Source organism: Rhizomonospora bruguierae, assembly GCF_018397995.1.
Taxonomy (GTDB): Bacteria; Actinomycetota; Actinomycetes; order Mycobacteriales; family Micromonosporaceae; genus Rhizomonospora; species Rhizomonospora bruguierae.
The window spans coordinates 1-25,365 of record NZ_BBQH01000059.1 but is presented as its reverse complement, the minus strand read 5'-3'; the positions used below and the strand labels follow the sequence as shown (position 1 = coordinate 25,365).

The 25,365-nt window shown below is 71.5% G+C and carries 23 protein-coding genes, 1 tRNA gene and 1 pseudogene; 12 read left to right on the top strand and 13 right to left on the bottom strand.

What is annotated here, in order from left to right:
- The 4 genes from KJS59_RS31885 to KJS59_RS24800 all read left to right on the top strand — a co-directional run.
- The coding region (locus KJS59_RS31885) for a hypothetical protein (RefSeq protein ID WP_213455375.1) at window positions 1–900 on the top strand (900 nt) is incomplete at its 5' end.
- A 138-nt stretch (window positions 901–1,038) separates the two neighbouring features.
- Window positions 1,039–2,190 (top strand): Rv0361 family membrane protein, encoded by a 1,152-nt coding sequence (locus KJS59_RS24810; RefSeq protein WP_213455374.1) that lies wholly within the window; start codon window positions 1,039–1,041, stop codon window positions 2,188–2,190.
- Window positions 2,191–2,224: 34 nt separating this feature from the next.
- On the top strand, window positions 2,225–3,196 hold the full coding sequence (locus tag KJS59_RS24805; protein WP_213455373.1) for an ArsA-related P-loop ATPase: 972 nt from the start codon (window positions 2,225–2,227) through the stop codon (window positions 3,194–3,196).
- Window positions 3,197–3,231: 35 nt separating this feature from the next.
- On the top strand, window positions 3,232–4,407 hold the full coding sequence (locus KJS59_RS24800) for an ArsA family ATPase (RefSeq protein WP_213455372.1): 1,176 nt from the start codon (window positions 3,232–3,234) through the stop codon (window positions 4,405–4,407).
- Window positions 4,408–4,416: 9 nt separating this feature from the next.
- Here the strand turns inward: KJS59_RS24800 and KJS59_RS24795 are convergent, their stop codons facing one another.
- Window positions 4,417–4,716 (bottom strand): WhiB family transcriptional regulator, encoded by a 300-nt coding sequence (locus KJS59_RS24795; protein ID WP_213455371.1) that lies wholly within the window; start codon window positions 4,714–4,716, stop codon window positions 4,417–4,419.
- A 352-nt stretch (window positions 4,717–5,068) separates the two neighbouring features.
- Here KJS59_RS24795 and KJS59_RS24790 point away from each other — a divergent pair, with 352 nt between their 5' ends.
- Window positions 5,069–7,504, top strand: a complete 2,436-nt coding sequence (locus tag KJS59_RS24790; protein WP_213455370.1) for a penicillin-binding protein — start codon at window positions 5,069–5,071, stop codon at window positions 7,502–7,504.
- Window positions 7,505–7,600: 96 nt separating this feature from the next.
- On the opposite strand, the gene KJS59_RS24785 is transcribed toward KJS59_RS24790, so the two are convergent.
- Window positions 7,601–8,056 carry a GatB/YqeY domain-containing protein gene (locus KJS59_RS24785; RefSeq protein WP_213455369.1) on the bottom strand — a complete coding sequence of 152 codons (456 nt, stop codon included), beginning with the start codon at window positions 8,054–8,056 and terminating at the stop codon, window positions 7,601–7,603.
- 25 nt (window positions 8,057–8,081) lie between these two features.
- On the opposite strand from KJS59_RS24785, the gene KJS59_RS24780 reads away from it, so the two are divergent.
- From KJS59_RS24780 to KJS59_RS24770, 3 genes are all read left to right on the top strand, one after another.
- A complete protein-coding gene (locus KJS59_RS24780; protein ID WP_213455368.1) occupies window positions 8,082–8,975 on the top strand; it encodes a metallophosphoesterase in 894 nt (297 codons plus the stop codon).
- A gap of 66 nt (window positions 8,976–9,041) precedes the next feature.
- Window positions 9,042–9,118, top strand: a tRNA-Pro gene (locus KJS59_RS24775).
- 215 nt (window positions 9,119–9,333) lie between these two features.
- Window positions 9,334–10,047: a DUF998 domain-containing protein gene (locus KJS59_RS24770; protein WP_213455367.1), complete on the top strand. Its 714-nt coding sequence runs from the start codon at window positions 9,334–9,336 to the stop codon at window positions 10,045–10,047.
- A 119-nt stretch (window positions 10,048–10,166) separates the two neighbouring features.
- Here the strand turns inward: KJS59_RS24770 and KJS59_RS24765 are convergent, their stop codons facing one another.
- Both KJS59_RS24765 and KJS59_RS24760 read right to left on the bottom strand, forming a co-directional pair.
- Window positions 10,167–11,243: an aspartate-semialdehyde dehydrogenase gene (locus KJS59_RS24765; protein WP_213455366.1), complete on the bottom strand. Its 1,077-nt coding sequence runs from the start codon at window positions 11,241–11,243 to the stop codon at window positions 10,167–10,169.
- The gene (locus tag KJS59_RS24760; RefSeq protein WP_213455365.1) at window positions 11,240–12,505 is read right to left on the bottom strand and encodes an aspartate kinase; all 1,266 of its coding nucleotides are present in this window, start codon (window positions 12,503–12,505) and stop codon (window positions 11,240–11,242) included. The genes KJS59_RS24765 and KJS59_RS24760 overlap by 4 nt, the downstream gene beginning before the upstream one ends.
- 202 nt (window positions 12,506–12,707) lie before the next feature.
- Here KJS59_RS24760 and KJS59_RS24755 point away from each other — a divergent pair, with 202 nt between their 5' ends.
- Complete coding sequence (locus KJS59_RS24755; protein WP_249714838.1) at window positions 12,708–13,493, top strand: hypothetical protein; 786 nt, start codon at window positions 12,708–12,710, stop codon at window positions 13,491–13,493.
- A gap of 168 nt (window positions 13,494–13,661) precedes the next feature.
- Here the strand turns inward: KJS59_RS24755 and KJS59_RS24750 are convergent, their stop codons facing one another.
- Window positions 13,662–14,654, bottom strand: a complete 993-nt coding sequence (locus KJS59_RS24750) for a hypothetical protein (RefSeq protein WP_213455364.1) — start codon at window positions 14,652–14,654, stop codon at window positions 13,662–13,664.
- 323 nt (window positions 14,655–14,977) lie between these two features.
- On the opposite strand from KJS59_RS24750, the gene leuA reads away from it, so the two are divergent.
- From leuA to KJS59_RS24735, 3 genes are all read left to right on the top strand, one after another.
- Window positions 14,978–16,723 carry a 2-isopropylmalate synthase gene (gene leuA, locus KJS59_RS24745; protein WP_213455363.1) on the top strand — a complete coding sequence of 582 codons (1,746 nt, stop codon included), beginning with the start codon at window positions 14,978–14,980 and terminating at the stop codon, window positions 16,721–16,723.
- A 109-nt stretch (window positions 16,724–16,832) separates the two neighbouring features.
- Window positions 16,833–17,492 carry an HNH endonuclease family protein gene (locus tag KJS59_RS24740; RefSeq protein ID WP_376771263.1) on the top strand — a complete coding sequence of 220 codons (660 nt, stop codon included), beginning with the start codon at window positions 16,833–16,835 and terminating at the stop codon, window positions 17,490–17,492.
- Complete coding sequence (locus KJS59_RS24735; protein WP_376771262.1) at window positions 17,381–17,698, top strand: hypothetical protein; 318 nt, start codon at window positions 17,381–17,383, stop codon at window positions 17,696–17,698. The genes KJS59_RS24740 and KJS59_RS24735 overlap by 112 nt, the downstream gene beginning before the upstream one ends.
- A 12-nt stretch (window positions 17,699–17,710) precedes the next feature.
- On the opposite strand, the gene KJS59_RS24730 is transcribed toward KJS59_RS24735, so the two are convergent.
- The 8 genes and pseudogenes from KJS59_RS24730 to KJS59_RS31430 form a co-directional block, all read right to left on the bottom strand.
- Window positions 17,711–18,811, bottom strand: a complete 1,101-nt coding sequence (locus KJS59_RS24730; protein ID WP_213455362.1) for an ABC transporter ATP-binding protein — start codon at window positions 18,809–18,811, stop codon at window positions 17,711–17,713.
- Entirely contained in the window at window positions 18,808–19,788 is a 981-nt protein-coding gene (locus tag KJS59_RS24725) for an ABC transporter ATP-binding protein (RefSeq protein WP_213455376.1), read from the bottom strand. The genes KJS59_RS24730 and KJS59_RS24725 overlap by 4 nt, the downstream gene beginning before the upstream one ends.
- Before the next feature lie 5 nt (window positions 19,789–19,793).
- Window positions 19,794–20,729 (bottom strand): ABC transporter permease, encoded by a 936-nt coding sequence (locus tag KJS59_RS24720; protein ID WP_376771261.1) that lies wholly within the window; start codon window positions 20,727–20,729, stop codon window positions 19,794–19,796.
- 5 nt (window positions 20,730–20,734) lie between these two features.
- Window positions 20,735–21,742, bottom strand: coding sequence for an ABC transporter permease (locus KJS59_RS24715; RefSeq protein WP_213455360.1), 1,008 nt, complete (start codon window positions 21,740–21,742; stop codon window positions 20,735–20,737).
- A 90-nt stretch (window positions 21,743–21,832) separates the two neighbouring features.
- Window positions 21,833–23,503, bottom strand: a complete 1,671-nt coding sequence (locus KJS59_RS24710) for an ABC transporter substrate-binding protein (RefSeq protein WP_213455359.1) — start codon at window positions 23,501–23,503, stop codon at window positions 21,833–21,835.
- 213 nt (window positions 23,504–23,716) lie between these two features.
- Entirely contained in the window at window positions 23,717–24,310 is a 594-nt protein-coding gene (recR, locus tag KJS59_RS24705) for a recombination mediator RecR (protein WP_213455358.1), read from the bottom strand.
- Window positions 24,311–24,413: 103 nt separating this feature from the next.
- A complete protein-coding gene (locus KJS59_RS31435; protein ID WP_249714840.1) occupies window positions 24,414–24,722 on the bottom strand; it encodes a YbaB/EbfC family nucleoid-associated protein in 309 nt (102 codons plus the stop codon).
- A 262-nt stretch (window positions 24,723–24,984) separates the two neighbouring features.
- Window positions 24,985–25,365: pseudogene (locus tag KJS59_RS31430) on the bottom strand (DNA polymerase III subunit gamma and tau); the annotation flags it as partial.

Genomic DNA, 25,365 nt, shown 5'->3' with positions numbered 1-25,365 from the left:
ATGCCGCCTCAACCGCACCGGCCCCCGGACCTGCAAGGCCGCGTCTTCCGGGGCGCGGAAGCCATCCGCCGCGGGCTACTCACCGAACACCAACTCCGCAGCCAGGCATGGATCCGACTGCGACAAGACGTCTACGCCGACGCCCGCCTCGACCGCGACCACACCCTGGTCTGCCGCGCCGTCGCCCTCCGCACCCCACCCGGCATCGTCATCGCCGGACCCTCCGCCGCCTACCTACACGGCATCGACCACGCCGCCACCTTCACCGACGACGTCCACATCATCGCCCCCACCGGCACCCGCGTCAGCGCCCAACGCGGCCTACGCATCCACGTCACCGACCTACCACCCAACGACATCATCCCCAACACCGACCCACCCCGCACCACCATCCCCCGCACCGCCTGGGACATCGCCCTCTGGCTCCCACCACCCCGCGCCGTCGCCGTCCTCGACACCATGCTCCGCCTCGGCCACCTCGACCACTCCGACCTACACCACATCCTCACCCAACACGCCGGCCGACGCGGCAGCCGCCGCGCCAGCCTCACCTTCGACCTCGCCGACGGCCGCTCACCCAACCCCACCGCCTCCCAACTACGCACCCGCCTAACCATGACCGGCCTACCCCGACCCGAAATCGAACACCCCATCACCCTCGCCCCCGACCTCGTCCTCCTACCCGACCTCGCCTGGCCCACCCACCGCGTCGCCATCGAATACTCCACCCACCGCATCGCCCTACTCACCGCCGCCGGCTGGCTAACCATCCACGTACCACCCGGCCGCACACGCAAAGACTTCCCCAACGTCCTCCGCGAAATCCGCCAAGCCCTCCACCGACGCGGCTGGCAACCCGAAGACGCCCGCGCCTGGGCCGAGCCGGTGGAGCCGTCATGATCTGGGGCGGCCCCGCCGCGAGCGGCGCCACCGGCCAAGCGGGTCATCCGGTTGGTGCGGGTGGCGGCTACGCTGACCGGCGGTGCGGGCGTACGCTGGCCCGCCGATCATGCAGCGACGGCCCCGCGGGGGAAGACGATGACTCAACCGCCCTACGGCTCACCGCAGCCGCCGGAGGGTGCCGGCCAGCCAGGCGACCCGACCCAGCAGCCACAGCCCGACGCGCTCAACCAGCCGCCGGCGTACTCGACACCGCCCGAGCAGTCGGGGTACCCGGCACCGCCGGCTCCCGGGGGCTACCCCGGCTACGGGCAGCAGCCGTCCTACCCACCGCCGCAGGATCCGTACGCCGCGCCGACCTCCGGCGCCGCTCCCGCGTCCGGGGCGGGCGCCGCACCCACCTCCAACGCCCCGGGCCAGTACGGCGGCGGGCAGTACGGCGGCCAGCCGTACCCCGGCCAGCCCTACCCGGGCCAGTCGTACTCGGACTCGGGCCAGCCGTACCCGGGCCAGCCCTACCCTGGGCAGCCGCAACAGGGCCAGGGCTACCAGTCGCCTACCTACCCGGGGCAGACGCAGCCCGGTGCGGCGTCACCGGGTTCGCCGCCGCCCAGCTCGGCGCCGCCCAGCTCGGGTGGCCCGTCGTACGCGCCGCAGTACCCCGGCGTCGGCCAGGGGTACCCGACGTCGGGGCAGCCGTACGGCGCGCCCACATCGCAGTACCCGACCTCCGCCCAGCCGTACCCCACGTCGGGGCAGCCGTACCCGGCGTCCTCCCCACCGGTCCAGTTCGGCCAGCCGGGCTACCAGCCGTACCCGGGGCAGCCGGGTGCGCCGGCCAAGCCGAAGAGCCGCAAGGGTCTGATCATCACGGCGAGCGTGCTCGCGGCGGTCGTCCTGATCTGCGGCGGTGGCGTGGTGGCGGCCGTGTTGTTCACGCAGAACACCGAGACTGGCGCCGGCGCGTCCGACCCGGGCCGGGCGGTGACCGGCTTCCTCGAGGAGATTTACACGAACCGGGACGCGAGCGCCGCGGCCGACTACGTGTGCGGCGCGTCGAACGACGGGAAGGAACTCAACGCCAAGGTGCAGGAGATCGAGGGGTACGCGAGCAAGTACAAGACCCCTCAGTTCAAGTGGACCGACCCGGAGGTCTCCGATGAGACGGCGGACCGGGCGAACGTCGCCGTTCACCTGATGATGACGACCGGGGACGAGAAGACCGCCGAGCAGGACCTCACCTTTACGGTGATCAAGAGCAAGGGTTGGCGGGTCTGCGAGATCGGCTGAACCGGGCGTCCCGGCCGGCGGATACGCTGACCGGGTGTCCGGTGAAGCTTCGATCGGCCAGGTCCACCCGGCCTGGCCGGCCCGTCTGCACGTGGTGACGGGCAAGGGCGGTACCGGCAAGACGACGGTGGCGGCCGCGCTGGCGCTCGCACTGGCCAGTGGCGGCCGCCGCACCCTGCTGGCGGAGGTCGAGGGCCGGCAGGGCCTGGCCCAGCTGTTCGAGGTCCCGCCGCTGCCGTACGCGGAGCGCCCGATCGCGGCGGCTGCCGGCGGCGGCGAGGTGCGCGCGCTGGCGGTCGACGCCGAAGAGGCCCTGCTGGAGTACCTGGATCTGTTCTACCGGCTGGGCGCGGCCGGGCGGGCGCTGCGCAAGCTGGGCGCGATCGACTTCGCCACCACGATCGCCCCCGGCCTGCGGGACGTGCTGCTGACCGGCAAGGTCAAGGAGTCCACCACCCGCACGGTGGACCGCCGCCGGGCGTACCACGCGGTGGTTCTGGACGCGCCGCCGACCGGGCGGATCGGGCGCTTCCTGAACGTCACCGCGGAGACGGCCCGGCTGGCGAAGATGGGGCCGATCAAGACCCAGAGCGAGGGGGTCGCCGCGCTGCTGCGCTCCCCGATGACGGCCGTGCACGTGGTCACGCTGCTGGAGGAGATGCCGGTGCAGGAGACGGTGGACGCGATCGGCGAGCTGACCGCCCTGGGCATCCCGGTCGGGCGGGTCATCGTGAACGGCGCCCGGCCACCGCTGCTGGCCGGGGCGAAGCCGACCCGGGCGGAGCTGCGCCGGGGGTTGGCGGCGGCGGGGCTGCCGAGCGACCAGGCGACCGTGGCCACGTTGCAGGCGGAGGCGAAGGAGTACCTGACCCGGCGGGCGCTGGAGGAGTCGCTGCGCGCCGAGCTGACCGAGCTGGGGCGCCCAGTGGTGGAGCTGCCGCTGCTGCCCGGTGGCGTGGACCGGGCCGGCCTTGCCACCCTCGCGGAGACCCTCCTCACGGCCTGAACCCGAGGCACGAACCGCCCGGTTACGCTCGGGGAGTGCCTGCCGATCACCCCGCAGCCGGGTCGCCGCCGGGGCTGGATGTGGACCGGATCCTCGCCGACCCCGGCGTGCGGATCGTGGTCTGCTGCGGCGCGGGCGGCGTCGGGAAGACCACCACGGCGGCCGCGCTGGCGCTGCGAGCGGCCGAGCGGCACGGCCGCCGGACGGTGGTCCTCACGATCGACCCCGCGCGCCGGCTGGCCCAGTCGCTGGGCCTGACGGAGCTGGACAACACGCCCCGCCCGGTCAAGGACGTCAACGGGGAGGCCGGCGGCGACCTGCACGCCATGATGCTGGACATGAAGCGCACCTTCGACGAGGTGGTGCTCCAGCACACCGAGCCGGCGCGCGCCGAGGAGATCTTCGCCAACCCCTTCTACCAGGCGATGAGCAGCACCTTCTCCGGCACGCAGGAGTACATGGCGATGGAGAAGTTGGGCCAGTTACGGGCCCGCGACGAGTGGGACCTGATCGTGGTGGACACGCCGCCGTCCCGCTCCGCGCTGGACTTCCTGGACGCGCCGGCGCGGCTGTCCCGGTTTCTCGACGGGCGGATGCTGCGGCTGCTGCTGGCCCCGGCGCGGGCCGGCGGGCGGAGCATGTTCAGCCTGGTGACCGCGTCGTTCGGGGTCTTCTCCCGGACCGTGCAGAAGGTGCTCGGCGCCCAGTTGCTGACCGACCTGTCCGGCTTCGTGGCGGCGCTGGACTCGATGTTCGGCGGCTTCCGCGAGCGCGCCGAGCAGACGTACCGGATCCTCCAGGCCCCGGAGACGGCGTTCGTGCTGGTGGCGGCGCCGGAGCCGGACGCGATCCGGGAGGCGGCGTACTTCGCGGGCCGTCTGCGGGAGGAGCGGATGCCCCTGGCCGGCCTGGTGCTGAACCGGGTGCACCGCACCGACCTGCCGGGGCTGGACGCCGAGCGTTCCCTGGCGGCGGCGGCGCAACTGGAGCGCTCCGGCGAGCACCGGACGGCGGCGGACGCGCTGCGGGTGCACGCGGCGCTCACTCAGCAGGCGGTACGGGAGGAGCGGGTGTCGGCCCGGTTCACCGACGCGTTCCCGGCGGTGCCGACGGTGGCGGTAAGGGCGCAGCCCGCCGATGTCCACGACATCGACGGGCTGCGCACGATCGGCGCCGCGCTCACCACGGCGGGGCTGGCGCCCGCCGGGTGAGCGCCGGCCTCACCCGGTCGGCACCAGTTCCTTGTCCTTGCTTCCCCGCATGGCGGCTTCGAACGTGCGCCGCCAACTCGCGACGTCCGGGTGCCTGCGCAGGAGCGCTCGCCGTTCCCGTTCGGTCATGCCACCCCATACGCCGAACTCGATGCGGTTGTCCAGCGCGTCCGCCAGGCACTCGTACCGCACCGGGCAGCTCCGGCAGACCCGTTTCGCGACGTTCTGCTCGGCGCCCTGCACGAACAGCGCGTCCGGATCCCCACTCCGACACGCCGCCATGCTCGGCCAGTCGGTGATCATGCCCATGCTCTACGTCCCCCCTTGCCTTCGTTGACGACCTCCGCGACTGGCGAGGCCGCATGCGCACCGGCCGCCGGGGCTCCCCCAAGCCCGCCGAACACCGACCGATGCTCGCCGGACCATCATGCTCCGTAGTCAGTCGATTACGCAACGTTGTCTTTCAAATAGACCTAACCGGACCGTTCGCGCGGTTGGTGCGCGCCATCTCAACGGATAGATTGGGACGAATGCCGCAGGACGCAACCGGGTGCGACCCCCGGCGCGTCTTCAAGCACAGCGGGGTCGCCGGCGCACGGACACGGCCGAGGGCAGGTCGGGCACTCCGCGACTCTTCTCGTACCCTGAGGCGGTGACTTGGATGCGCAGACGCGACCACAACATCTTCACGAACGGGGCGTCCCTGCTGATCTGCGGGCTGCTCGCGGGCGTGGTGGTGGCGGCCGCGGCGTTCCCCGCGGTGGCCGTCTCCGGGCTGGCGGCAAAGGCCGGCGCGGAAACCTTCGACCAGTTACCCAGCGAGCTGACCGTCAAGCAGTCCCCGCAGATGTCGTACCTGTACGCGGCGGACGGCAAGAAGGTTCTCGCCACGATGTACGACGAGAACCGGCGGGACGTCACGAAGCTGGAAGACATCTCCCCGCTCATGCAGAAGGCCATCATCGCGGCCGAGGACCACGCCTTCTACAACCACAACGGCGTGGACCTCAAGGGCATCGCCCGGGCCTTCGTCGCGAACCACAACGCGGGGGAGACCTCCCAGGGCGCCTCCACGCTCACCATGCAGTACGTCCGGCTGGCCATCTCCTACTCCGCCACCAGCCCGGCCGAGGTGGTCGCCGCGACCGAGGACACCGGCGCCCGCAAGCTGCGCGAGGCGCGCTACGCGATGGCGATCGACAAGGAGCTGAGCAAGGACGAGATCCTGCTCCGCTACCTCAACATCGCCTACTTCGGCAACGGCGCCTACGGCATCTGGGCCGCCAGCCAGGTGTACTTCAACAAGCCGCCGAAGGACCTCAAGGTGGAGGAGGCCGCCCTGCTCGCCGGGCTGGTCAAGTCACCGAGCAGCTACGACCCCACCACCGCCAGCGGCAAGAAGGACGCCCAGGACCGGCGCAACTGGGTGCTCGACCAGATGGTCGGCATCGGCGCGATCGACCAGGCGCAGGCGAACGCCGCCAAGCAGACCAAGGTCGCCGTGCGGGACAAGCGCACCCCAAACGGCTGCGTCTCCACGTCCGTGAACCACTGGGGCTTCTTCTGCGACTTCTTCTACCGCTGGTGGCTGGAGCAGGAGACGTTCGGCGCCACCCCGTACGAGCGGGAGCGGCAGCTCAAGAGCGGCGGCTACCGGGTGGTCACCACGCTCGACGTCGAGACGCAGGCCTCGGCCAAGGCGAACATCGAGAAGGTCTACAAGACCTCGAAGGACCACTCGAACGCGCTGATGATCGCCGCGGTCGAGCCGGGCACCGGGCGGGTCCGGGCGCTGGCGGTGAACCGCAACTTCCGGCTCGACGACCCGAAGCACCCGCAGAACCCGTACTCGACCGACCCGGTGAAGCGCGCGAAGAAGATCCGGGGCTCCGTGCCGAACACGACGAACCCGCTGATCACCGGTGGCGGGGACATCAGGGGCTACCAGGCCGGGTCGACGTTCAAGATCTTCACCGTGGTGGCCGCGCTCGAGAAGGGCATCCCGCTCAGCACCCGGATCAACGCCAAACCGGTCTACCGGTCCAAGTACGTGATCTCCCCCGGTAGCCCGGCGGCCTGCACGGGTACCCACTTCTACTGCCCGAAGAACGCCAACGCGAGCATGACCGGCACACACACCATGTGGGGTGCCTTCGGCCGCTCGGTGAACACGTTCTTCGTGCCGCTGGAGGAGATGGCCGGCGCGCAGAACGTGGTCAACGCCGCCAAGAAGCTCGGCATCAAGTTCCGTGAGCCCCAGGACGCCGAGTTCGCGGCGAACGCGGACGGCTGGGGGGCCTTCACCCTCGGCGTGTCCTCGGCCACGCCGCTGGACATCGCCAACGCCTACGCCACCCTCGCCGCCGACGGCAAGCACTGCGAGCCGACACCGGTCCAGGAGATCCGCGACCACACCGGCGCCAAGCTCGACGTAGCCAACCCGACCTGCGACCAGGCCGTCGACGTCGAGGTGGCCCGTGCCGCCGTTGACGTCGCCCGGTGCCCGGTCGGCGACCGCTCGTCCACCAGTCGGTGCACCGGCGCCACCGCCGGCAACGTCCGCCGCGACGTCGGCAAACCGGTGATGGGCAAGAGCGGTACCACCGACAGCGCCCGCACGGCGTCGCTGGTCGTCTCCACCAAGCAGCTGACCGTGTTCGGGATCCTCGCCAACCCGGACTACGCGAACACGAAGGTCGAGGCCCTGCACCCGATCGTCAACGCGGCCACGTACAACACGCTGCGGGACGCCATGAAGGGCAAGAAGGCGATCGAGTTCACCCCGCCCAGCGGCAAGCTCATCAACGGCGATCAGCGCCACATCCCGAGCATCCGATGTCTGCCCATCGATCGGGCCAAGAACCGCCTGGAGGGCGCCGGCTTCGTGGCCGAGGTCGCCACCGGCCAGGTCGACTCGTCCTGCCCGGCCGGCACGGCCGCCGGCACCACCCCGGAAGGCAGCACCGTCAAGGGTGGCCTGGTGACGATCGAGGTCAGCAACGGCAAGGGCGCCGAACCGGGCTCGGGTGGTGGCGGCAACGGCGGCCGGGGCACCCCGACCTGCCCGCCGTCCTGCGGGCCCCCGGGTCGCAACTAGCGGACGCCCGGCACGGCTGACCGCCTCGCCCGGGCGGTCAGCCGCCGGTCCGGATGGCGGGCGGTGTTCCCCGCCCGCCCCGGCTTCGTCGACGCCTCAGGCGGTCAGCTGGCGACGCACCTCGGCGGCCACCCGGCCACCCTCGGCGCGCCCCGCCACGGCCGCCTGCGCGGCCTTCATCGCCGGACCCATCTGGGCCGGTCCGCTGAACCCGCCTGCCGCCAGCGCGCCCGCCACCAGACCCGCCAGCTCGGCGTCGCCGAGCTGCGCCGGCAGGTACCGCTCCAGCACATCACCCTCCGCACGCTCCCGCGCCGCCTGCTCCGCCCGACCCGCGTCGGCGAACGCGGTGGCCGCCTCGCGCCGCTTCTTCGCCTCCCGAGTCAGCACGGCGGTCACCTCGGCGTCGCTCAGCTCCCGCTTCTGCTTACCCGCGACCTCCGCGTTCCCGATCGCCGCCAGCGCCAACCGCAGCGTCGAGGTCACCAACTCGTCGCGGGCCTTCATCGCGGCCCGCATGTCCGTGGACAGGGACTCCTTCAGCGTGCTCATGGTCGATGAAACTACCCTGGGTGCCATGCGCAGACGCACCGTTTACCGGCTCGCCGGCGGCACCCTGGCGGCGGGTGCCGCCACCCTGGCCTACGCCTCCCTCATCGAGCGCAACATGTTCACGCTCCGCCGGTACGACGTGCCCATCCTCGCCACCGACGCCGAGCCGATGCGCATCCTGCACCTGTCGGACCTGCACATGACCCCGGACCAGCGCCGCAAGCAGCAGTGGGTGGCCGCCCTGGCCGCCACCGACCCCGACCTCGTCGTGGTCACCGGCGACAACATGGCCCACCCCGATGCGGTACCGGGGGTCCTGCGCGCCCTGCAACCGCTGCTCGACTTCCCCGGCGCCTTCGTCTTCGGCTCCAACGACTACCGCGGCCCCGTCTGGAAGAACCCGTTCAGCTACTTCTTCCCCGAGCGGGAGTACGTGCAGGGCGCCGACCTGCCGTTCGAGGACCTGCGTACCGTGTTCACGGGCGCCGGCTGGGCCGACCTGAACAACGCCCGCACCACCCTCAAGGCCGGCGGCCGCACCGTGGAACTGGTCGGCGTCGACGACCCCCACATCGACCAGGACGACTACACCGCCGTGGCCGGCCCGGTCTCCCCCACGGCCGACCTCACGATCGGCGTCACGCACACCCCGGACCCACCCGTCCTCGACGCGATGGCCGCCGACGGCTTCGCCCTCCTGCTCGCCGGACACACCCACGGCGGCCAGGTCTGCGTCCCCGGCGTCGGCGCCCTGGTCACCAACTGTGACCTTCCTCGCGCCATGGCCCGCGGCCTGCACCGCTGGCCCCGCTGGGACGCCTGGCTGCATGTCAGCGCCGGACTCGGCACCCACCCCACCGCCCCGATCCGCTTCGCTTGCCGCCCGGAGGCGTCTTTGCTGACCCTCATCCCACGCTGACCGCGGTCGCGGGGGATACCAGATTTGCCTACCGCAGCGGGTGGGCTACTATTGTCCGGCACGCCTCGGGGTGTAGCGCAGCTTGGTAGCGCGCTTCGTTCGGGACGAAGAAGTCGTCGGTTCAAATCCGGCCACCCCGACCAGGCGAGAGGGCATATCCCATCGAGGGATATGCCCTCTGATCGTTATTGGGTGACCTCCGCCAAGGCTGGCAGCCGGCGGGCGGCTTACCGGCGGCGTTCCGGCGGGCAGGGTGGGGTTGACCCCACCCTGAGCTGCGTCGGGGTCGATTTCCGAGGGAGCGATCGGGGGTGCCGCCGGATCCGTTCGGGTGGGTCCCGGCATGACGCTGGGACTCATGACGGATCGGGGGAATTCGCCGCTCGTACGGTCGCTGGCCCTGCTGACGCTGGCCGGCGCGGGTGTCGCCACGGCGCTCGGGGTGTTCGCGCACATGGACGCCACGGCGGACCTGAATCCGCTGTCGTGGACGATCAGCGATTACGCGGTCTCGGACCGGGGTGGCGCGATGGACACGGCGATGCTGGTACTCGGGTTGTCGTCGCTCGCGCTGCCGGTCGCGCTGTGGCTGCGGGGCTGCGCCCGGCGGGCGTTGGCGGTGCTGCTGATGGTGTGGGCGCTCGGCCTCGTGGCGTCGGCGGTCGTGCCGACCGATCCGCCCGGCGCGCCGGAGATGACTTTCAGCGGCTACACCCGTCGGTACGTGTCCGTGGCGGCGTTCGTCAGCCTGCCGTTTGCCGGGGTGCTGCTGCTGCGGGCGGTCCCGGGGATGGGGCGCCGGGTGGTGCGTTGGCTCAGCGCGGCGAGCGGTGCCGGGTTGCTGGTATTGCTGTACGTGGCGTTCCCGGGTGAGCGGGTGATGATGGGGCTGGTCGAGCGGGCGTTGGTGCTGACCGAGTTGGCGCTTCTGGCCGCGATGGCCCTTCCGCTGGCCCGGCGCCTCGACCCTGCCGCGCGCCGGCTCCCGGCCGTGCCGGAGATGCTGCCGGACCCGGCGCCGGGTGACGGGTGGGAACGGCCGCGCGAGCGCGAGCTGACAATGGCGTGTTGAGCGGCCCAAGGGTCGCGGAGAAGGCGACCCCGATAAGAACGCCGACGGAAACGCGCCCATGCTCGCGATGAACCGCCGGCTCGGGTTCGCGTCGGTGGCGACGTGGACGAGCGCCCTGCTTACCGTCCGGTGAACTCCACCGCGAGCAGCTCGGCGATCTGCGCGGTGTTCAGGGCGGCGCCCTTGCGCAGGTTGTCGCCGGTGACGAACAGGTCCAGGGCGCGCGGGTCGTCCAGCGAGCGGCGGATCCGGCCGACCCAGGACGGGTCGGTGCCGACGGCGTCGATCGGCATCGGGAACTCGCCGGCGGCCGGGTCGTCCACGAGGATCACCCCGGGGGCGTTGCGCAGGGCCTCGCGGGCGCTCTCGGCGTCCACCTCGCTGCCGAAGACGGCGTGCACGGCGATCGAGTGGCCGGTCACCACGGGAACCCGGACGCAGGTGGCGGAGACCTTCAGGTCCGGCAGGCCGAGGATCTTGCGGGACTCGTTGCGCATCTTCAGCTCCTCGGACGACCAGCCGGCGTCCTTGAGCGAGCCCGCCCACGGGACCACGTTGAGCGCCAGTGGCGCCGGGAACGGCCCGGACTCGTCGCCGATGGCCTGGCGCACGTTGCCGGGGCGGGAGCCCAGCGTGCGATCGCCGGCGACCTTGGCGAGCTGGTCGTGCAGGGTGTCCACGCCGATCTGGCCGGCGCCGGAGACCGCCTGGTAGGAGGCGAGCACCAGTTCGCGCAGGCCGTACTCGCGGTGCAGCGGGGCGACCGCCACGATCATGGCGAGGGTGGTGCAGTTCGCGTTCGCGACGATGCCCTTGGGTCGGTTGCGCACCTGCTCGGGGTTGATCTCCGGGACCACGAGCGGCACGTCCGGGTCCATCCGGAAGGCGCCCGAGTTGTCCACCGCCACGGCGCCGCGGGCGACCGCGATCGGGGCCCACTCGGCGGAGACCTCGTCGGGCACGTCGAACATCGCCACGTCGACGCCGTCGAACACCTCGGGGGCCAGCGCCTGGACGGTCACCTGCCCGCCCCGGACCGACAGCGTGCGCCCGGCCGAGCGCGACGAGGCGATCAGCCGGATCTCGCCCCAGACGTTCTTGCGGGACGAGAGCAGGTCGCACATGACGGTGCCGACCGCGCCGGTGGCGCCGACCACGGCGAGGGTCGGCAGCGGGGTCCTCGCCCCGGCGGTCACCGGCCGGTCCCCGCGTAGACGACCGCCTCGGTCTCGTCGCCGAGGTCGAACGCCTCGTGCACGGCGCGCACGGCGGTGTCGAGGTCGGTGTCCCGGGTGACGACGGAGACCCGGATCTCGGAGGTGGAGATCAGCTCGATGTTCACGCCGGCGGCGCCGAGCGAGGCGAAGAACTTGGCGGCCACGCCCGGGTGCGAGCGCATGCCGGCGCCGATCAGCGACACCTTGCCCACGTGGTCGTCGAAGATCAGCCCCTTGAACTGGAGCTTCTCCTGGATCTTGTTGAGGGCGGCCATCGCGGTGGGGCCGTCCGCCTGCGGCAGCGTGAACGAGATGTCCGTGCGCCCGGTGCCCTCGGTGGAGACGTTCTGCACGATCATGTCGATGTTGGTCTCGGCGTCGGCGACCGTGTTGAAGATCATGGCGGCGGCGCCCGGCTCATCGGGGACGCCGACGATCGTGATCTTCGCCTCGCTGCGGTCGTGGGCGACTCCGGTGATCAGTGCCTGCTCCACGGGAAGGTCCTCCATCGATCCGGTGACTACGGTGCCGGTGCGCTGCGAGTACGACGAGCGGACGTGGATCGGCAGGCCCCATCGGCGGGCGTACTCGACGCTGCGCAAGTGCAGCACCTTCGCGCCGCAGGCGGCCAGCTCCAGCATCTCCTCGTACGTGATCTGCTTGATGTGGCGGGCGTTGGGCACGATCCGCGGGTCCGCCGTGAAGACGCCGTCGACGTCGGTGTAGATCTCGCAGACGTCGGCCTGGAGCGCGGCGGCCACCGCGACCGCCGTGGTGTCCGACCCGCCCCGGCCGAGGGTGGTGATGTCCTTGGTGTCCTGTGACACGCCCTGGAAGCCGGCGACGATCGCGATCGCCCCCTCGTCCAGCGCGCTGCGCAGCCGGCCCGGCGTCACGTCGATGATCCGGGCCCGGCCGTGCACCGAGGTGGTCAGCACCCCGGCCTGCGATCCGGTGTACGAGCGGGCCTCGAAGCCCAGGTTGTTGATCGCCATGGCGAGCAGCGCCATCGAGATCCGCTCGCCGGCGGTGAGCAGCATGTCCAGCTCCCGGCCGGCCGGCAGGGGGCTGACCTGGTGCGCGAGGTCGAGCAGCTCGTCGGTGGTGTCGCCCATCGCCGAGACGATCACGACCACGTCGTTGCCGGCCTTGCGGGCCGCGACGATCCGGCCGGCCACCCGCTTGATCCGCTCGGCGTCCGCGACGGAGGAGCCACCGTACTTCTGCACCACCAGGGCCACGGCGGTCCACATCCCTTCCGCTACGTGCCAACGCCGCCGGTCACCAGCCGGCGGCGCCGCGTACAACCCCACCAGGGTAGCCGCGGCGCTCCCCGGCACGAACACGTGTTCCCACCATCCGGCTACCGGTTCGGTACCGAACCGGCGTGTCGCATCGACATCTGCATGATCAGTGACCCGGTACCCGATGACAATGGGTGCCGTGCGCCCCTCGTACGTGATCTTGGTCGCCGCGCTGGGCGGCATGGTCCTCGCGGCGGCATCGGGTTGCGGCGGGAACGAGCCGGCACGGGCGGATTCGACCGCCGCGGCGTCGCCGAGCGCCCCGCCGACCAGCCCCCGCGACCAACTCGCCGGCGCGGCCGCCGCCGCCAAGGACCGCGACCTGCTGGCCCTCTACACGCTTCGCTCGGCCGGACGGGAGGACCGCACGGTCACCGTCGTCCGCGCCCAGGACGGCAGTTGGCGGGTGGACATCCCGGGCGGCGCCCTGGGTGGCACCGCCGACGTGGCGATCGTGCGCGACGCCGAGGGTCTCTACCAGTGCGGCCTGCCCTCGATCAGCCGGCCGGAGCCGTCTACCTGCGTGCGCGTCGCCGAGCCGGACGGGCAGCTCGAGGCGGCGACGGACCCGCGGGTCCAGCACCCGTTCACGGACTGGCCGAACATCCTCACCGACCCGCGCGTCGCGCTGTCGGTGTCGATCGCCAAGCCGCTGGCCGAGGCCCAGGGCACCTGCTACTCGGTGGAGTCCACCTCCGCGTCGCTGGCCGCACCGGTGGACCCGGGCGTCTACTGCTACCAGCCGGACGGCACGCTCACGGCGGCCCGGCTCGGCTTCGGCACGCTGACCCTCACCGCGCCGCCCGGCGCCGCGCCGGCCCGCGTCGACCTGCCCGGACCGGTGGTCTCCGGTGACCCGATGTCGATGCAGGCACCGCCGGAGCCGCCCGCCGGCCTGGACACGCCCGCCCCGGGCAGCACCTAGCGGATATCGCACCGGTGCCCGGACGATCCGGCAACGCCGCCGGTGGTTGTCCGGGCCGGCGCGGCCGACCATGCCCGTCCGGAACGGGCGCTACGCGCCCGAGCACCGACCGCTGGTGGCCGTGCCGGCGGGGCGCTGGCTGAACACCGGCGACCGGCTGCCACCGTTCTATCGCAGCAGCGGCAGCCGGCGGACCAGCGCGGTGTCGCGCCACCAGGGCGCGAGGCTGAAGTGCAGCCCCGCGCCGGTCGACGCGATGCCGATCAGGATCAGCGCGTAGACCAGCCGGTCGTCGATCACCGGGGCGCCCACCAGCGGCAGCGCGGAGAGCCAGACCACGACCAGCATGGCCGCGCCGAGCGCGGCGGTGAGCGTCATCGCGATCCCGAGCAGCAGCGCCAGGCCGACCACGGCCAGCGAGATCATGAAGACCCAGTCGACCCACGCCTGCCCGGCGATCAGGTGGTACGCCGGGGCCAGCGAGTTGTGCACGTTCTTGAGGTAGTCGGCGGTGGGCGAGACGCCGTCCAGCCAGCCCGAGCCGGGCGGGGTGGGACGGTCGAGGCCCACCAGGTTGTCGGCGAACGTCCAGAGGAACAGGAAGGCCAGGGCCAGCCGGACCAGGGCCCACACCAGGTGGCCGACGGTTCCGGGGTACTGGTCGCCCTCCGGCCAGCCGGCGGAGGCGGCGGCCGCCGCCTGCTGGGCGCGGCGGCGTTCGGCCCGGGTGATCGGTGACACGCCCGGCAGGTCCATGCGGCTCGACGAGTCCCACGCGGGGCGGGGGCGCTGCGGGGTGGGCACGCCGGCCTCGGTGGAGTCGCCGGGTTCGGCGGGCCCGCCGGGACCGGGGTTCCAGCCGACGCCCGGGGCGTTCGTGCTGGTCCAATCGGTGCGGCCGCCCTCGTCACGGGCCCGCCAGTCCGCCTGCGGCTGGTGCCCGGGTTCGGGCGAGGGCGTACCGGCCGGCGGCTCGCCGGACGCCGGCGGGTCGGCGGGATCCGGCGGGCCGGCGGGATCGGGCGGGTCGGCGGGATCGGGCGGGCCGGCGGGGAACTCCGCTCGCGGTCCCGTGGGCTGATCGTTCGCCGGCTCGGCCGGCCGCTGGACGTCGTCGCTCTCGCTGGGCCGCCCATCCCGACCGGAGGTCGGCATCGCCATCTGCGCCGCCTTCCCTGTCACCACCGACAATTGGGACTTATTAGACGTTACGCCCGCGGCGCGCCGCCCGCGGGGGCTTCGTCCCAAATTCCGGACCGAGGTGACGGCGGGGCGGGTGACGACGTACTGTCAGACCTGTCATGTGGACGGCGCTGCTCCTTGGTCGCCGCGGCGGGGCCCTCTGAGGCCGGCACCTCGTCGCGGAGTTTGTCGCGCCCGTCGGCCCTTCGCGGGGTTCGGATCCTGCCCGACCCCGCCGGTTTACGAAAACTCGAGCTTGACCGAGTCGACCGACCCACCCACATGACCAGGGAGCACAGCCAATGTCTGAGATGACCGCGCCGGACCCGATCGCCCGGCAGCGTCCGAGCAGCATGCCCTACCAGCGGTACCAGCCCTACCATCAGCAGTTCGCCGTCGACCTGCCGAACCGGCGCTGGCCGAACCGGCGGATCGAGGCGGCGCCCCGGTGGTGCGCCGTCGACCTGCGGGACGGCAACCAAGCCCTGATCGACCCGATGTCCCCCGAGCGCAAGCGGCGGATGTTCCAGCTGCTGGTCCAGATCGGCTACAAGGAGATCGAGGTCGGCTTCCCGGCCGCCAGCCAGACCGACTACGACTTCATCCGGCAGATCATCGAGCTGGACCTGATCCCCGAGGACGTCACGATCCAGGTGCTGACCCAGTGCCGGGAGCCGCTGATCGACCGCACGTTCGAGTCGCTACGCGGAGCGCACCGGGCGATCGTCCACTTCTACAACAGCACCTCGGTGCTCCAGCGGCGGGTCGTGTTCGGCCTGGACCGGGCGGGCATCTCCGACATCGCGACCTCCGCCGCCCGGCTGTGCCAGAAGTACGCGGAGATCCACACTCCGGATACCGACATCTTCTACGAGTACTCGCCCGAGTCGTACACCGGCACGGAACTGGACTACGCGCTGGAGATCTGCTCGGCGGTCATCGACGTGGTGGACCCGACCCCGGACCGGCCGCTGATCGTGAACCTGCCGGCCACGGTCGAGATGGCCACGCCCAACGTGTACGCCGACTCGATCGAGTGGATGGACCGCAACCTGCCCCGGCGCCGGTCGGTGGTGCTCTCCCTGCACCCGCACAACGACCGGGGCACCGGCGTCGCCGCCGCCGAACTGGGCCTGCTGGCCGGCGCGGACCGGGTGGAGGGCTGCCTGTTCGGCAACGGCGAGCGGACCGGCAACGTGGACCTGGTCACGCTGGGATTGAACCTGTTCTCCCAGGGCGTCGACCCGCGGATCGACTTCCACAACATCGACGAGATCCGCCGCACCGTCGAGTACTGCAACCAGCTGCCGGTGCACGAGCGGCACCCGTACGCGGGCGACCTGGTCTACACCGCGTTCTCCGGCTCCCACCAGGACGCCATCAACAAGGGCTTCGACTGGCTGGCCCGGGACGCGGCCGAGGCGGGCGTGCCGGTCGAGCGGTTCGACTGGGCGGTGCCGTACCTGCCGATCGACCCGAAGGACGTGGGCCGCAGCTACGAGGCGGTCATCCGGGTCAACTCGCAGTCCGGCAAGGGCGGCGTGGCGTACATCATGAAGCAGGAGCACCAGCTCGACCTGCCCCGGCGGATGCAGATCGAGTTCTCCTCGGTCGTGCAGCGGTTCACCGACACCGAGGGCGGCGAGATCGAGCCGGACCGGATGTGGGAGATCTTCGCCGCCGAGTACCTCGTGGACCACCAGCCGTCGCCGCGGGTGTGGCTGGGTGACTACGGCACCGCCACCCGGGAGGGCAAGGTCGAGATCGACGCGTCGGTGCGGGTGGACGGCGAGCCGCAGCACCTCGTGGCGGTCGGCAACGGCCCGATCGACGCGTACGTGCAGGCGATGGCCGGCATCGACACCCAGGTGCGGGTGCTGGACTACCACGAGCATGCGATGTCCTCGGGCGGCGACGCCCAGGCGGCGGCGTACGTGGAGTGCTCGGTCAACGGCATGACCACGTGGGGCGTCGGCCTCGACCGGAACATCGTGACCGCCTCGCTGAAGGCCGTCACGAGCGCGGTGAACCGGGCCGCCCGCATATAACACGGCCACCGGCCGCTCGCCCGCCGGCCGGCGGGCGAGCGGCGGAATCGCCGTATTCGGCCGGGGACTTGAGCCGGCCAGGGGCGCATACGAAGCTTGGTGGGTGCGCCTGCATCGACTCGTCCCCGGCCTGCTGGCTGCCGCGCTCGCCGTCGGCGCCGCCGCCTGCGCCCCGGTCGACGGCATCCCGTCCTCCGCCGCCGACTCCAATGATCAACTCGCCCAGCTCACGGTCGCCGAGAGCGGGGCGATGCGCGGATACAGCCGCGCCCGGTTCCCGCACTGGCGCAAGGCCGGCGAGAACTGCGACGTCCGCGACAAGGTTCTCGAGCGGGACGGCACGAACGTGCGGCTCAAGGGCTGCGACGTGGTGGGCGGCGTGTGGGTCAGCCGCTACGACTCCAAGCGCCTGACCGCCCCCGGCGACGTGGACATCGACCACATCGTGCCGCTGGCCAACGCGTGGCGGTCGGGCGCCGACAAGTGGGACGACGACAAGCGCTCCGACTTCGCCAACGACCTGACCCGTCCGCAGCTCATCGCGGTTTCGGCCAGCTCGAACCGGTCAAAGGGTGATCAGGACCCGGCACAGTGGAAGCCGCCGAACCAGGCTTCCTGGTGCCAGTACGCGCAGGACTGGATCGCCGTGAAGGCCTACTGGCGACTTACCGTAACCATCGGCGAGAAGGCAGCGCTCACCGACATGCTGGAGAGATGCAGATGGACGAGCAGCTCACCGTCGACATCACCGCCGGCCCCGGCGGGGTGATGACCGACGAGGTCGGCGTGGTGACCGGCGACCTCACCCTCCGCACCGAAGTGGACGAATCGGGCCGGGTGACCCTCCGGGTCCAGTACAAGGACGCGGACGAGTGGTACACGGTCACCGGCGGCCGGGCGTCCGTGACCGACCCGGCCGACGCCAAGGCCGTCCACGACGTGGCCGCCGGCCTGCTACACCGCCCCGAGGGCTGACCGGGGGGCTGATCAGGCCGTCGGGATCAGCTCGCCCGGGTCCCCGCCGGCCAGCACGCCGGTCGGCCGGACGATCTCGGCCGCCACCTCGTGCGGGCGGATCCGCCCGTCGCGGATGTCCTCGGCCCAGTGGCACGCCACCCGGTGCCCCGGGGAGATTTCCCGCAGTCCCGGCCGCTCGTCCGCGCAGCGCGTCGGCTGCGCCCACGGGCAGCGGGTGTGGAACCGGCAGCCGGCCGGCGGGTTCGCCGGCGACGGCAGGTCACCGGCGAGCAGGATCCGCTCGCGCCGGTCCTCGACCCGCGGGTCCGGCACCGGCACCGCCGACATCAGCGCCCGGGTGTACGGGTGCAGCGGCTCGGCGTACAGGTCGTCGCTGGGCGCCTCCTCCACCAGCGCGCCCAGGTACATGACCCCGACCGTGTCGGCGATGTGCCGCACCACCGCCAGGTCGTGCGCGATCACCAGGTAGGTCAGGTTCAGCTCGTTCTGCAGGTCCTCCAGCAGGTTGACGACCTGCGCCTGGATGGACACGTCGAGCGCGGAGACCGGCTCGTCGGCGACGATCAGATCCGGGTCGAGCACCAGGGCCCGGGCGATGCCGATCCGCTGCCGCTGCCCCCCGGAGAACTCGTGCGGGTACTTGCGCAGCGCCGACGCGGGCAGCCCGACCGCGGCGAGCGTCTCGCGCAGCCGCTTGGCGCTGTCGCCGTTGGCCAGGCCATGCGCCTTCAGCCCCTCGGTCAGCAGCGACTCGACCGACTGGCGCGGGTCGAGGCTGGCCAGCGGGTCCTGGAAGACCATCTGCATGCGCCGGCGCATCCGGCGCATCGCCTCGCCCTTGAGCTGGCGCACGTCGGTGCCGTCGAAGATCACCTCGCCGGCGGTGGGCTCGACCAGCCGCAGCAGGCCCCGCCCGAGGGTGGACTTGCCGCAGCCCGACTCGCCCACCAGCCCGTACGTCTCGCCGCGCCGGATCGACAGCGAGACGCCGTCGACCGCGTAGACGTAGCCGACCGCGCGGTCGAACAGCACCCCGCTCTTGATCGGGAAGTGCACCTTGAGGTCGCGCAACTGGACCAGCGGCGTGGCCTGCTCGGCGGTCTCGGTCATACCCCAACCTCCTGCGGGACCGGGTTCGTGCAGCGCAGCCGGCCGTGCGGGGCGGCTTCCAGCGGTACCGTGTCGCCGATGCACGCGTCGTTGACCCGGTCGCAGCGGGGCGCGAACGCGCACCCCTCCGCCCACGGGATGTTGTCGGCGACCGAGCCGCGGATCGGGGTCAGCCGCTCGCCGCGCGGCGAGTCCAGCCGGGGTACCGAGCCGAGCAGCCCGTGCGTGTACGGGTGCCGCGGGTTGGCGAACAGGTCGTGCCGGGTGCCGGTCTCCACCACCTTGCCGGCGTAGAGCACGTTGACCACGTCGCAGAGGCCGGCCACCACGCCCAGGTCGTGGGTGATCAGCACCAGCGCCGTGTCGCTGTCCACCACGAGTTGGCGCAGCAGGGTGAGGATCTGCGCCTGGATCGTCACGTCCAGGGCGGTGGTCGGCTCGTCCGCGATGAGCAGCCGCGGCTTGCAGGCCAGCGCGATCGCGATCAGGGCCCGCTGGCGCATGCCGCCCGAGATCTGGTGCGGGTACTCCTTGAGCCGGCGCTGCGGGTCCGGGATGCCGACCGCGTCGAGCAGGTCCCGCGCCTCGACCATCGCCGCCTTCCGGGTGCGCCCGAAGTGCCGCTCGACCACCTCGGCCACCTGGAGGCCGATTGGCACGACCGGGTTCAGCGACGACAGCGGGTCCTGGAAGATCATGCCGATGTCCCGGCCGCGCCGGTCCCGCATGTCCTCCGGGCGCAGCGCGAGCAGGTCCGCGCCCTCGAACAGCACCCGGCCGCTGACCCGCACGCCCCGGCGGGGCAGCAGGCCCATGATGGCCAGGCTGGTCACGCTCTTGCCGCAGCCGGACTCGCCCACCAGCCCGACGGTCTGTCCGGGCTCCACGGTGAAGCTGAGGTTGTCCACGGCGGTGAACGGCTTCTCGCCGCGGCGGGCGAACACCACCGACAGATCCTGGACGTCGAGCAGGGGCATCGCGGTCACCGCCGGTTCTTGGGGTCGATCGACTCGCGCATGGCCTCGCCGAGCAGCGTGAAGCCGAGCGCCACCACCACGATCGCGATCGCCGGGTAGTAGGCCAGTTCGGGGCGGACCTCGAAGTACCGCTGGCCGTCCGTGCCGAGCATGAGGCCCCACTCGGCCCGGTTGATGTCCGGGTCGCCGAGGCCGAGGAAGGACAGCGCGGCCGCGTCCAGGATCGCCACCGAGAAGGTGAGCGTGGCCTGCACGATCACGGCGGTCAACGAGTTCGGCAGCATGTGCCGCAGCACGATCGCCCGCTGCTTGACCCCCAGCGACCGGGCGGCGAGCACGTGGTCGCTCTCCCGTTGGGCGAGCATCGCGCCGCGCAGCAGCCGGGCGAAGATCGGTACGTTCACCGTCGCCACCGCCGCGATCACCGTCCACTGGCTGCTCTTGCTGGCCAGCGCGACCAGCGAGATCGCCAGCAGCAGGCTGGGCAGCGCCAGCATCACGTCGGTCAGGCGCATCAGCAGCATGTCCACCCAGCCGCCGAGCGCGCCGGCCAGCGCGCCGATGGTGACCCCGGCCGTCAGACCGATCAGCGTGGCGAGCACGCCCACGAACAGCGTCTGCCGGGAGCCGTAGATCAGCCGGGAGAGGAAGTCGCGCCCGTTCGGGTCCCCGCCGAGCGGGAAGCCGGACATCGCGCCCGGGATGTGGTCCGCCCGGAGGTTGTCGGTCAACTCCTTGAAGCGCTGCGCCGGGTCGTGCGGGGCGATCAGCGGCGCGAAGACCGCCAGCAGCAGGAAGGCGAGCACGATCACCGCGCCGACCATTCCGGCCGGGTTGCGGCGCAGCCGGCGCAGCGCCTCGCGCCACAGCCCCACCCCGCCCGGCTCGGCCGCGGCCTGCGCCAACTGCTCCAGCCGGGCCTTCTTCTTCTCCGCCAGCACGTTCGTCACCGCACACGCACCCTCGGGTCGATGACCGCGTAGGACAGGTCCACCAGCAGGTTCACCACGATGAAGACGATCGCGGCGAGCATCAGCACCGCCTGGAGGACCGGGTAGTCGCGGCTGCCGCTGATCGAGTTGGTGATCTCGGTGCCGAGGCCGCCCCAGTTGAAGACCTTCTCGGTGAGCACCGCGCCGGCCAGCAGCGCGCCGGTCTGCAGGCCGATCGTGGTGACCACCGGCAGCAGCGCGTTGCGCAGCACGTGCCGCTGCCGCACCACCTTGGCCCGCAGCCCCTTCGCCTCGGCGGTGCGCACGTAGTCCTCGTTCAGCACGTCCAGCACGCTGGCCCGGGTGATCCGCACGATCACCGCCAGCGGGATCGTGGCGAGCGTGGCCGCCGGCAGGATCAGGTGCCAGATCGCGTCCGCGCTCGCGTCCCACTCCCGGGTGAGGATGCCGTCCAGCACGAAGAAGCCGGTCACGTGGGTGTTGTCCATCCCGATACTGATCCGCCCGGACGGCGGGAACCAGTGCAGGTGCTGCGTGAACACGTCCTTGAGCAGGTAGCCCAGGAAGAAGATCGGGATCGAGATGCCGACCAGCGTGCCGACCACGCTGAGGTTGTCCGGCATCCGCCCGCGGTACCGCGCGGCCAGGTACCCCAGCGGCACCCCCAGGCCGACCGCGATAATCATGGCGGCGACGGTCAGCTCGATCGTGGCCGGGAACGCCCGCCCGAGCACCGACAGCACCGAGTCGCCGCTACGGGTCGAGGCGCCGAAGTCACCGACCAGGGTGCGCTGGAGGAACCTCCAGTACTGGACCAGGATCGGCTGGTCGTAACCGAGCGCCTTGACCAGCAGCGCCCGCCGCTCGGGCGTGGCGCGGTCGCCGAGCATCGCGTCGACGGGGCCACCGGGCAGGCTGCGCAGCCAGACGAAGACCAGGATGGACAGCGCGAACAGGGTCACGGCCAGCTGCAACAGCCGGCGGACAATCACACGCAACATGGTTCACACACCAGGGGGTCTCAAGCGAACGGGCGTCCGGCCCGGGACGGGGAAGCTCCCCGACCCGGGCCGGCGTTTGTCCTGCTCCGGTCAGCTCAGCGAGACCGTGTTGAACCGCTCGTCCGTCAACGGGCTGGCGATCAGGCCCTTGACGTTCTTGGTCACGACGATCGATGGCGGCGCGTGCCAGATCGGGATCGCCGGCAGCCACTTGCTGGCGACGTCCCGGTTGACCTGCTCCCACGCGGTCTTCTTGCCGGCCTCGTCGACGGTGCCGTCCGCGCCCGCGATCGCCGCGAACATGTCCGTCATCGCGCCGTCGCCGAACTCCGCCTTCTCCCGGCCGAAGAACGTGCCGACGAAGTTGCCCGGGTCGTTGTAGTCACCGGTCCACCCGAGCAGGTGCAGGTCGTGCTTGCCGAGCTTCTGCACGTCGTCCTTGTAGCCGCCGTTCCACGGCCGCGGAACGCCGTTCACCTTGATGCCCACGGCCTGCAGGTCGTTGGCCAGCGCGGTGAAGATCTCCTGCGGGTTCGGCATGTACGGCCGGGTGACCTCGGTCGGGTAGTAGAAGTTCAGCGTCAGGTTCTCGGCGCCGGCCTCCTTGAGCAGCTGCTTCGCCTTGTCGACGCTGTACTCGTACTTCTGCACGTCCGGCGCGTAGCCGAGGACGGTGCCCGGCATGAGCTCGTCGGCCACCTTGGTGCCCGCCGGGCCCTTGGTCTGCACCAGTTGCTGGCGGTTCAGCGCGTACGCGATCGCCTGCCGGACCCGCAGGTCGCGCAGCTTCGGGTTCTTCTGGTTGATGCCCAGGTACAGGATGTTGAACGCCGGGCGGGCGATCACGTTGAAGTCGTTGGCCAGCGCGGCCGCGTCGGCCGGCGCCGGGAAGTCGATGCCCTGCACGGTGCCCGCGCGCAGCTCCTGCTTCCGGGTGGTCTCCTCACCGATGATCTTGATGATCATCTTGTCGACCTTGGCCTTCTCGCCCCAGTAGTCGGGGTTCCGGTTCAGCGTGATCTCGCCCTTGGACTTGTCCCAGCCACCGAAGGTGAACGGGCCGGTCCCGGTCGGGTGCAGGTTGCCATAGTCGTTGTACGTGAACGAGTCACCGCTCTGCGTGACGCTGTCCGCGTCATACTTCTTCAGCGCGTCCGGGCTGGAGATCGAGAACGAGGTCAGCGCGAAAGCGCCGGGGAACGCACCCTTGTAGCGGTTCATCGAGATGACCGCGGTGTTGTCGTCCGGAGCCGCGCAGCTCTTGTACACCGGCTCCCCGGTGGCGTCGCCCTCGTTCTTGGCGAAGCCCTCGAACACGTCGCCGTAGTAGAGCATCTGGCTCTGCGCCGCCGCGCCCTTCATGGTGAACCAGCGGTCGAAGTTGAAGCAGACGGCCGCGGCGTTGAACGGCGTACCGTCGTGGAACTTCACGCCCTGGCGCAGCTTGAACGTCCAGACCTTGCCGGTCGCGTCGTGCTCCCAGCTCTCGGCGAGCGCGCCGACCAGGTCCGCCGTTCCCGGCTTGTTCTGGATCAGGGTGTCGAATATCTGCCGCGCCGGCCGGAAGGACTCGCCGTCGTCGTTGAAGATCGGGTCGAAGTTCTTCGGGTCGCCGCTGCCGGCGAACACGAACGTGCCCCCGGTCTTCCCGCCCGAGTCACCAGAACTACCCCGATCGCTCTCCGCGCAGCCGGCGATGCCGACCGCCAGTGCGGCAACGGCCGTGGCGGCGATCGCCGTCTTGAGCCTTCTCGCCTGCATCTCTCACCTCTGTCGTGGGGCCTGACCGTGCCGGGGTGTGGGCCGGTCCGTGAGCGGCACGCTAACGGTCCCAAGACCAAGAACGGAACGGCCGGTCAGCAATCCTTATCAGACCGACATCTGCGGGTGAGACTTTCAGGCATCCGCCCTGGTCAGAGCCCTTTTGATCGATACGACCGTATTACAGTTCGGCAACGACCGGCGGGTCCGGTGTCAGATGGCCCGGCGCCCCTCGAAGGCCCGCCCGAGGGTGATCTCGTCCGCGTACTCCAGGTCGCCACCGACCGGCAGCCCGCTCGCCAGCCGGGTCACCTGGATGCCCATCGGCTTGACCATCAGCGCCAGGTAGGTGGCCGTCGCCTCGCCCTCGGTGTTCGGATCGGTCGCCAGGATCAGCTCCTTGGTCACCCCGGCGCCCAGCCGGGCCATCAGCTCCCGGATCCGCAGGTTGTCCGGACCGACCCCCTCCAGCGGGTTGATCGCCCCGCCGAGCACGTGGTAGCGGCCCCGGAACTCGCCGGTCCGCTCGATCGCCACCACGTCCTTGGGCTCCTCGACCACGCAGAGCACCTCGTCCGAGCGGCGCGCGTCCCGGCAGATCCGACACTGCTCCGACTCCGCCACGTTGTAGCAGGTCGTGCAGAACCGGACCAGATCCTTCACCTTCCGCAGCGCGGTCGCCAGCCGGTTGACGTCGGCCGGGTCCGCCGACAGCACATGGAACGCGATCCGCTGCGCGCTCTTGGGCCCCACGCCGGGCAGCCGCCCCAGCTCGTCGATCAGATCCTGGATGGCGCCTTCGTACATGCCCTTACCCTGTCGCTGGAGGCCGCTGCCGCTGGTGTTGCCGTCGTCCGGTGCCGCCGCTGCCCGCGTCGCGCGGTGCGCTGGGAGCCCGGCCGCGCCGCGCTCAGAAGCCGGGCAGGCCCATGCCACCCATGCCGCCGGCCACCGGGCCCATTTTCTCCTCGGTCAGCCGCTTCGCCTCGTCCGCCGCGTTGTGGATGGCCGCCAGAACCAGATCCTCCAGCGTCTCCACGTCCTCCGGGTCGACCGCCTTCGGGTCGATCTTCACCGATTTCACCTCGCCGGAGCCCGCCACGGTGACGGTTACCAGCCCACCGCCGGCGGTGCCGGTCAGCTCCGCCTCGGCCAGCTCCGTCTGCGCCTGGGCGATCTGCTGCTGCATCTTCTGGGCCTGCTTCATCAGCTGCTGCAGGTTCGGCTGTCCACCCGGGCGCACGGTCGTCTCCTCGGTCAGGCTGCTGTCGCCCGCCAGCCTAAATGATGGGAGGACCCTCGGTCCGCCGCGAGTAGCTGCCACCGCAACCGCACCGAACCCGAGGGCCCTCGCGGTCACGCTAACGGGGCCGCCCGCATCGGGGATACCCTCGCCGCCGAGATACCTGGAAGACCGGGTCGATCGCGCCATGATTCTTTCTCAAGTCCCGCGTTCCCGGACCGCGGACCCGGCCCGACCGTCAGCGGAGATCCACCTCGTCGATCTTCTCGGCGCCCAGTTTCTCCCGGAGCAACTGCATGGCCTGCTGCTCGCTCGACTGGCGTGCGGTGGCCTCGTCCACCACGTCGTCCAGCGGCTCGTCGCCCGGGTCGAATCCCTCGTACGCGCTGGTGGCCGCGGCCGGCGCCGGCACGGACATCCCCGGTCGGGGCGGGCCGTCGTACTCCGGGTCGTACGGGGGTTCCTCGGCCGGCGAGCCGTCGGACCAGGCGCTGGACGGGCTGGCCTGCCCCGCGCCGGCCCCTCGGTGGCGGGCGGCGTTGGCGCCGCGTGCGACGGCGTTGCGGGCCGCGTTGGCGCCCCGGGCGGCGACGCTGCGGGCGGCCGCGCGGGCGTCGGA

What these genes read in the sequence shown, in the direction of transcription:
- KJS59_RS24795 (WP_213455371.1), bottom strand. Translation starts at nt 4,716, where the DNA reads ATGGGCATGATCACCGACTGGCCGAGCATGGCGGCGTGTCGGAGTGGG.
- KJS59_RS24770 (WP_213455367.1), top strand. Translation starts at nt 9,334, where the DNA reads ATGACGGATCGGGGGAATTCGCCGCTCGTACGGTCGCTGGCCCTGCTG.
- KJS59_RS24780 (WP_213455368.1), top strand. Translation starts at nt 8,082, where the DNA reads ATGCGCAGACGCACCGTTTACCGGCTCGCCGGCGGCACCCTGGCGGCG.
- recR (WP_213455358.1), bottom strand. Translation starts at nt 24,310, where the DNA reads ATGTACGAAGGCGCCATCCAGGATCTGATCGACGAGCTGGGGCGGCTG.
- KJS59_RS24785 (WP_213455369.1), bottom strand. Translation starts at nt 8,056, where the DNA reads ATGAGCACGCTGAAGGAGTCCCTGTCCACGGACATGCGGGCCGCGATG.
- KJS59_RS24715 (WP_213455360.1), bottom strand. Translation starts at nt 21,742, where the DNA reads ATGTTGCGTGTGATTGTCCGCCGGCTGTTGCAGCTGGCCGTGACCCTG.
- KJS59_RS24710 (WP_213455359.1), bottom strand. Translation starts at nt 23,503, where the DNA reads ATGCAGGCGAGAAGGCTCAAGACGGCGATCGCCGCCACGGCCGTTGCC.
- KJS59_RS24810 (WP_213455374.1), top strand. Translation starts at nt 1,039, where the DNA reads ATGACTCAACCGCCCTACGGCTCACCGCAGCCGCCGGAGGGTGCCGGC.
- KJS59_RS24750 (WP_213455364.1), bottom strand. Translation starts at nt 14,654, where the DNA reads ATGGCGATGCCGACCTCCGGTCGGGATGGGCGGCCCAGCGAGAGCGAC.
- KJS59_RS24730 (WP_213455362.1), bottom strand. Translation starts at nt 18,811, where the DNA reads ATGACCGAGACCGCCGAGCAGGCCACGCCGCTGGTCCAGTTGCGCGAC.
- leuA (WP_213455363.1), top strand. Translation starts at nt 14,978, where the DNA reads ATGTCTGAGATGACCGCGCCGGACCCGATCGCCCGGCAGCGTCCGAGC.
- KJS59_RS24725 (WP_213455376.1), bottom strand. Translation starts at nt 19,788, where the DNA reads ATGCCCCTGCTCGACGTCCAGGATCTGTCGGTGGTGTTCGCCCGCCGC.
- KJS59_RS24790 (WP_213455370.1), top strand. Translation starts at nt 5,069, where the DNA reads ATGCGCAGACGCGACCACAACATCTTCACGAACGGGGCGTCCCTGCTG.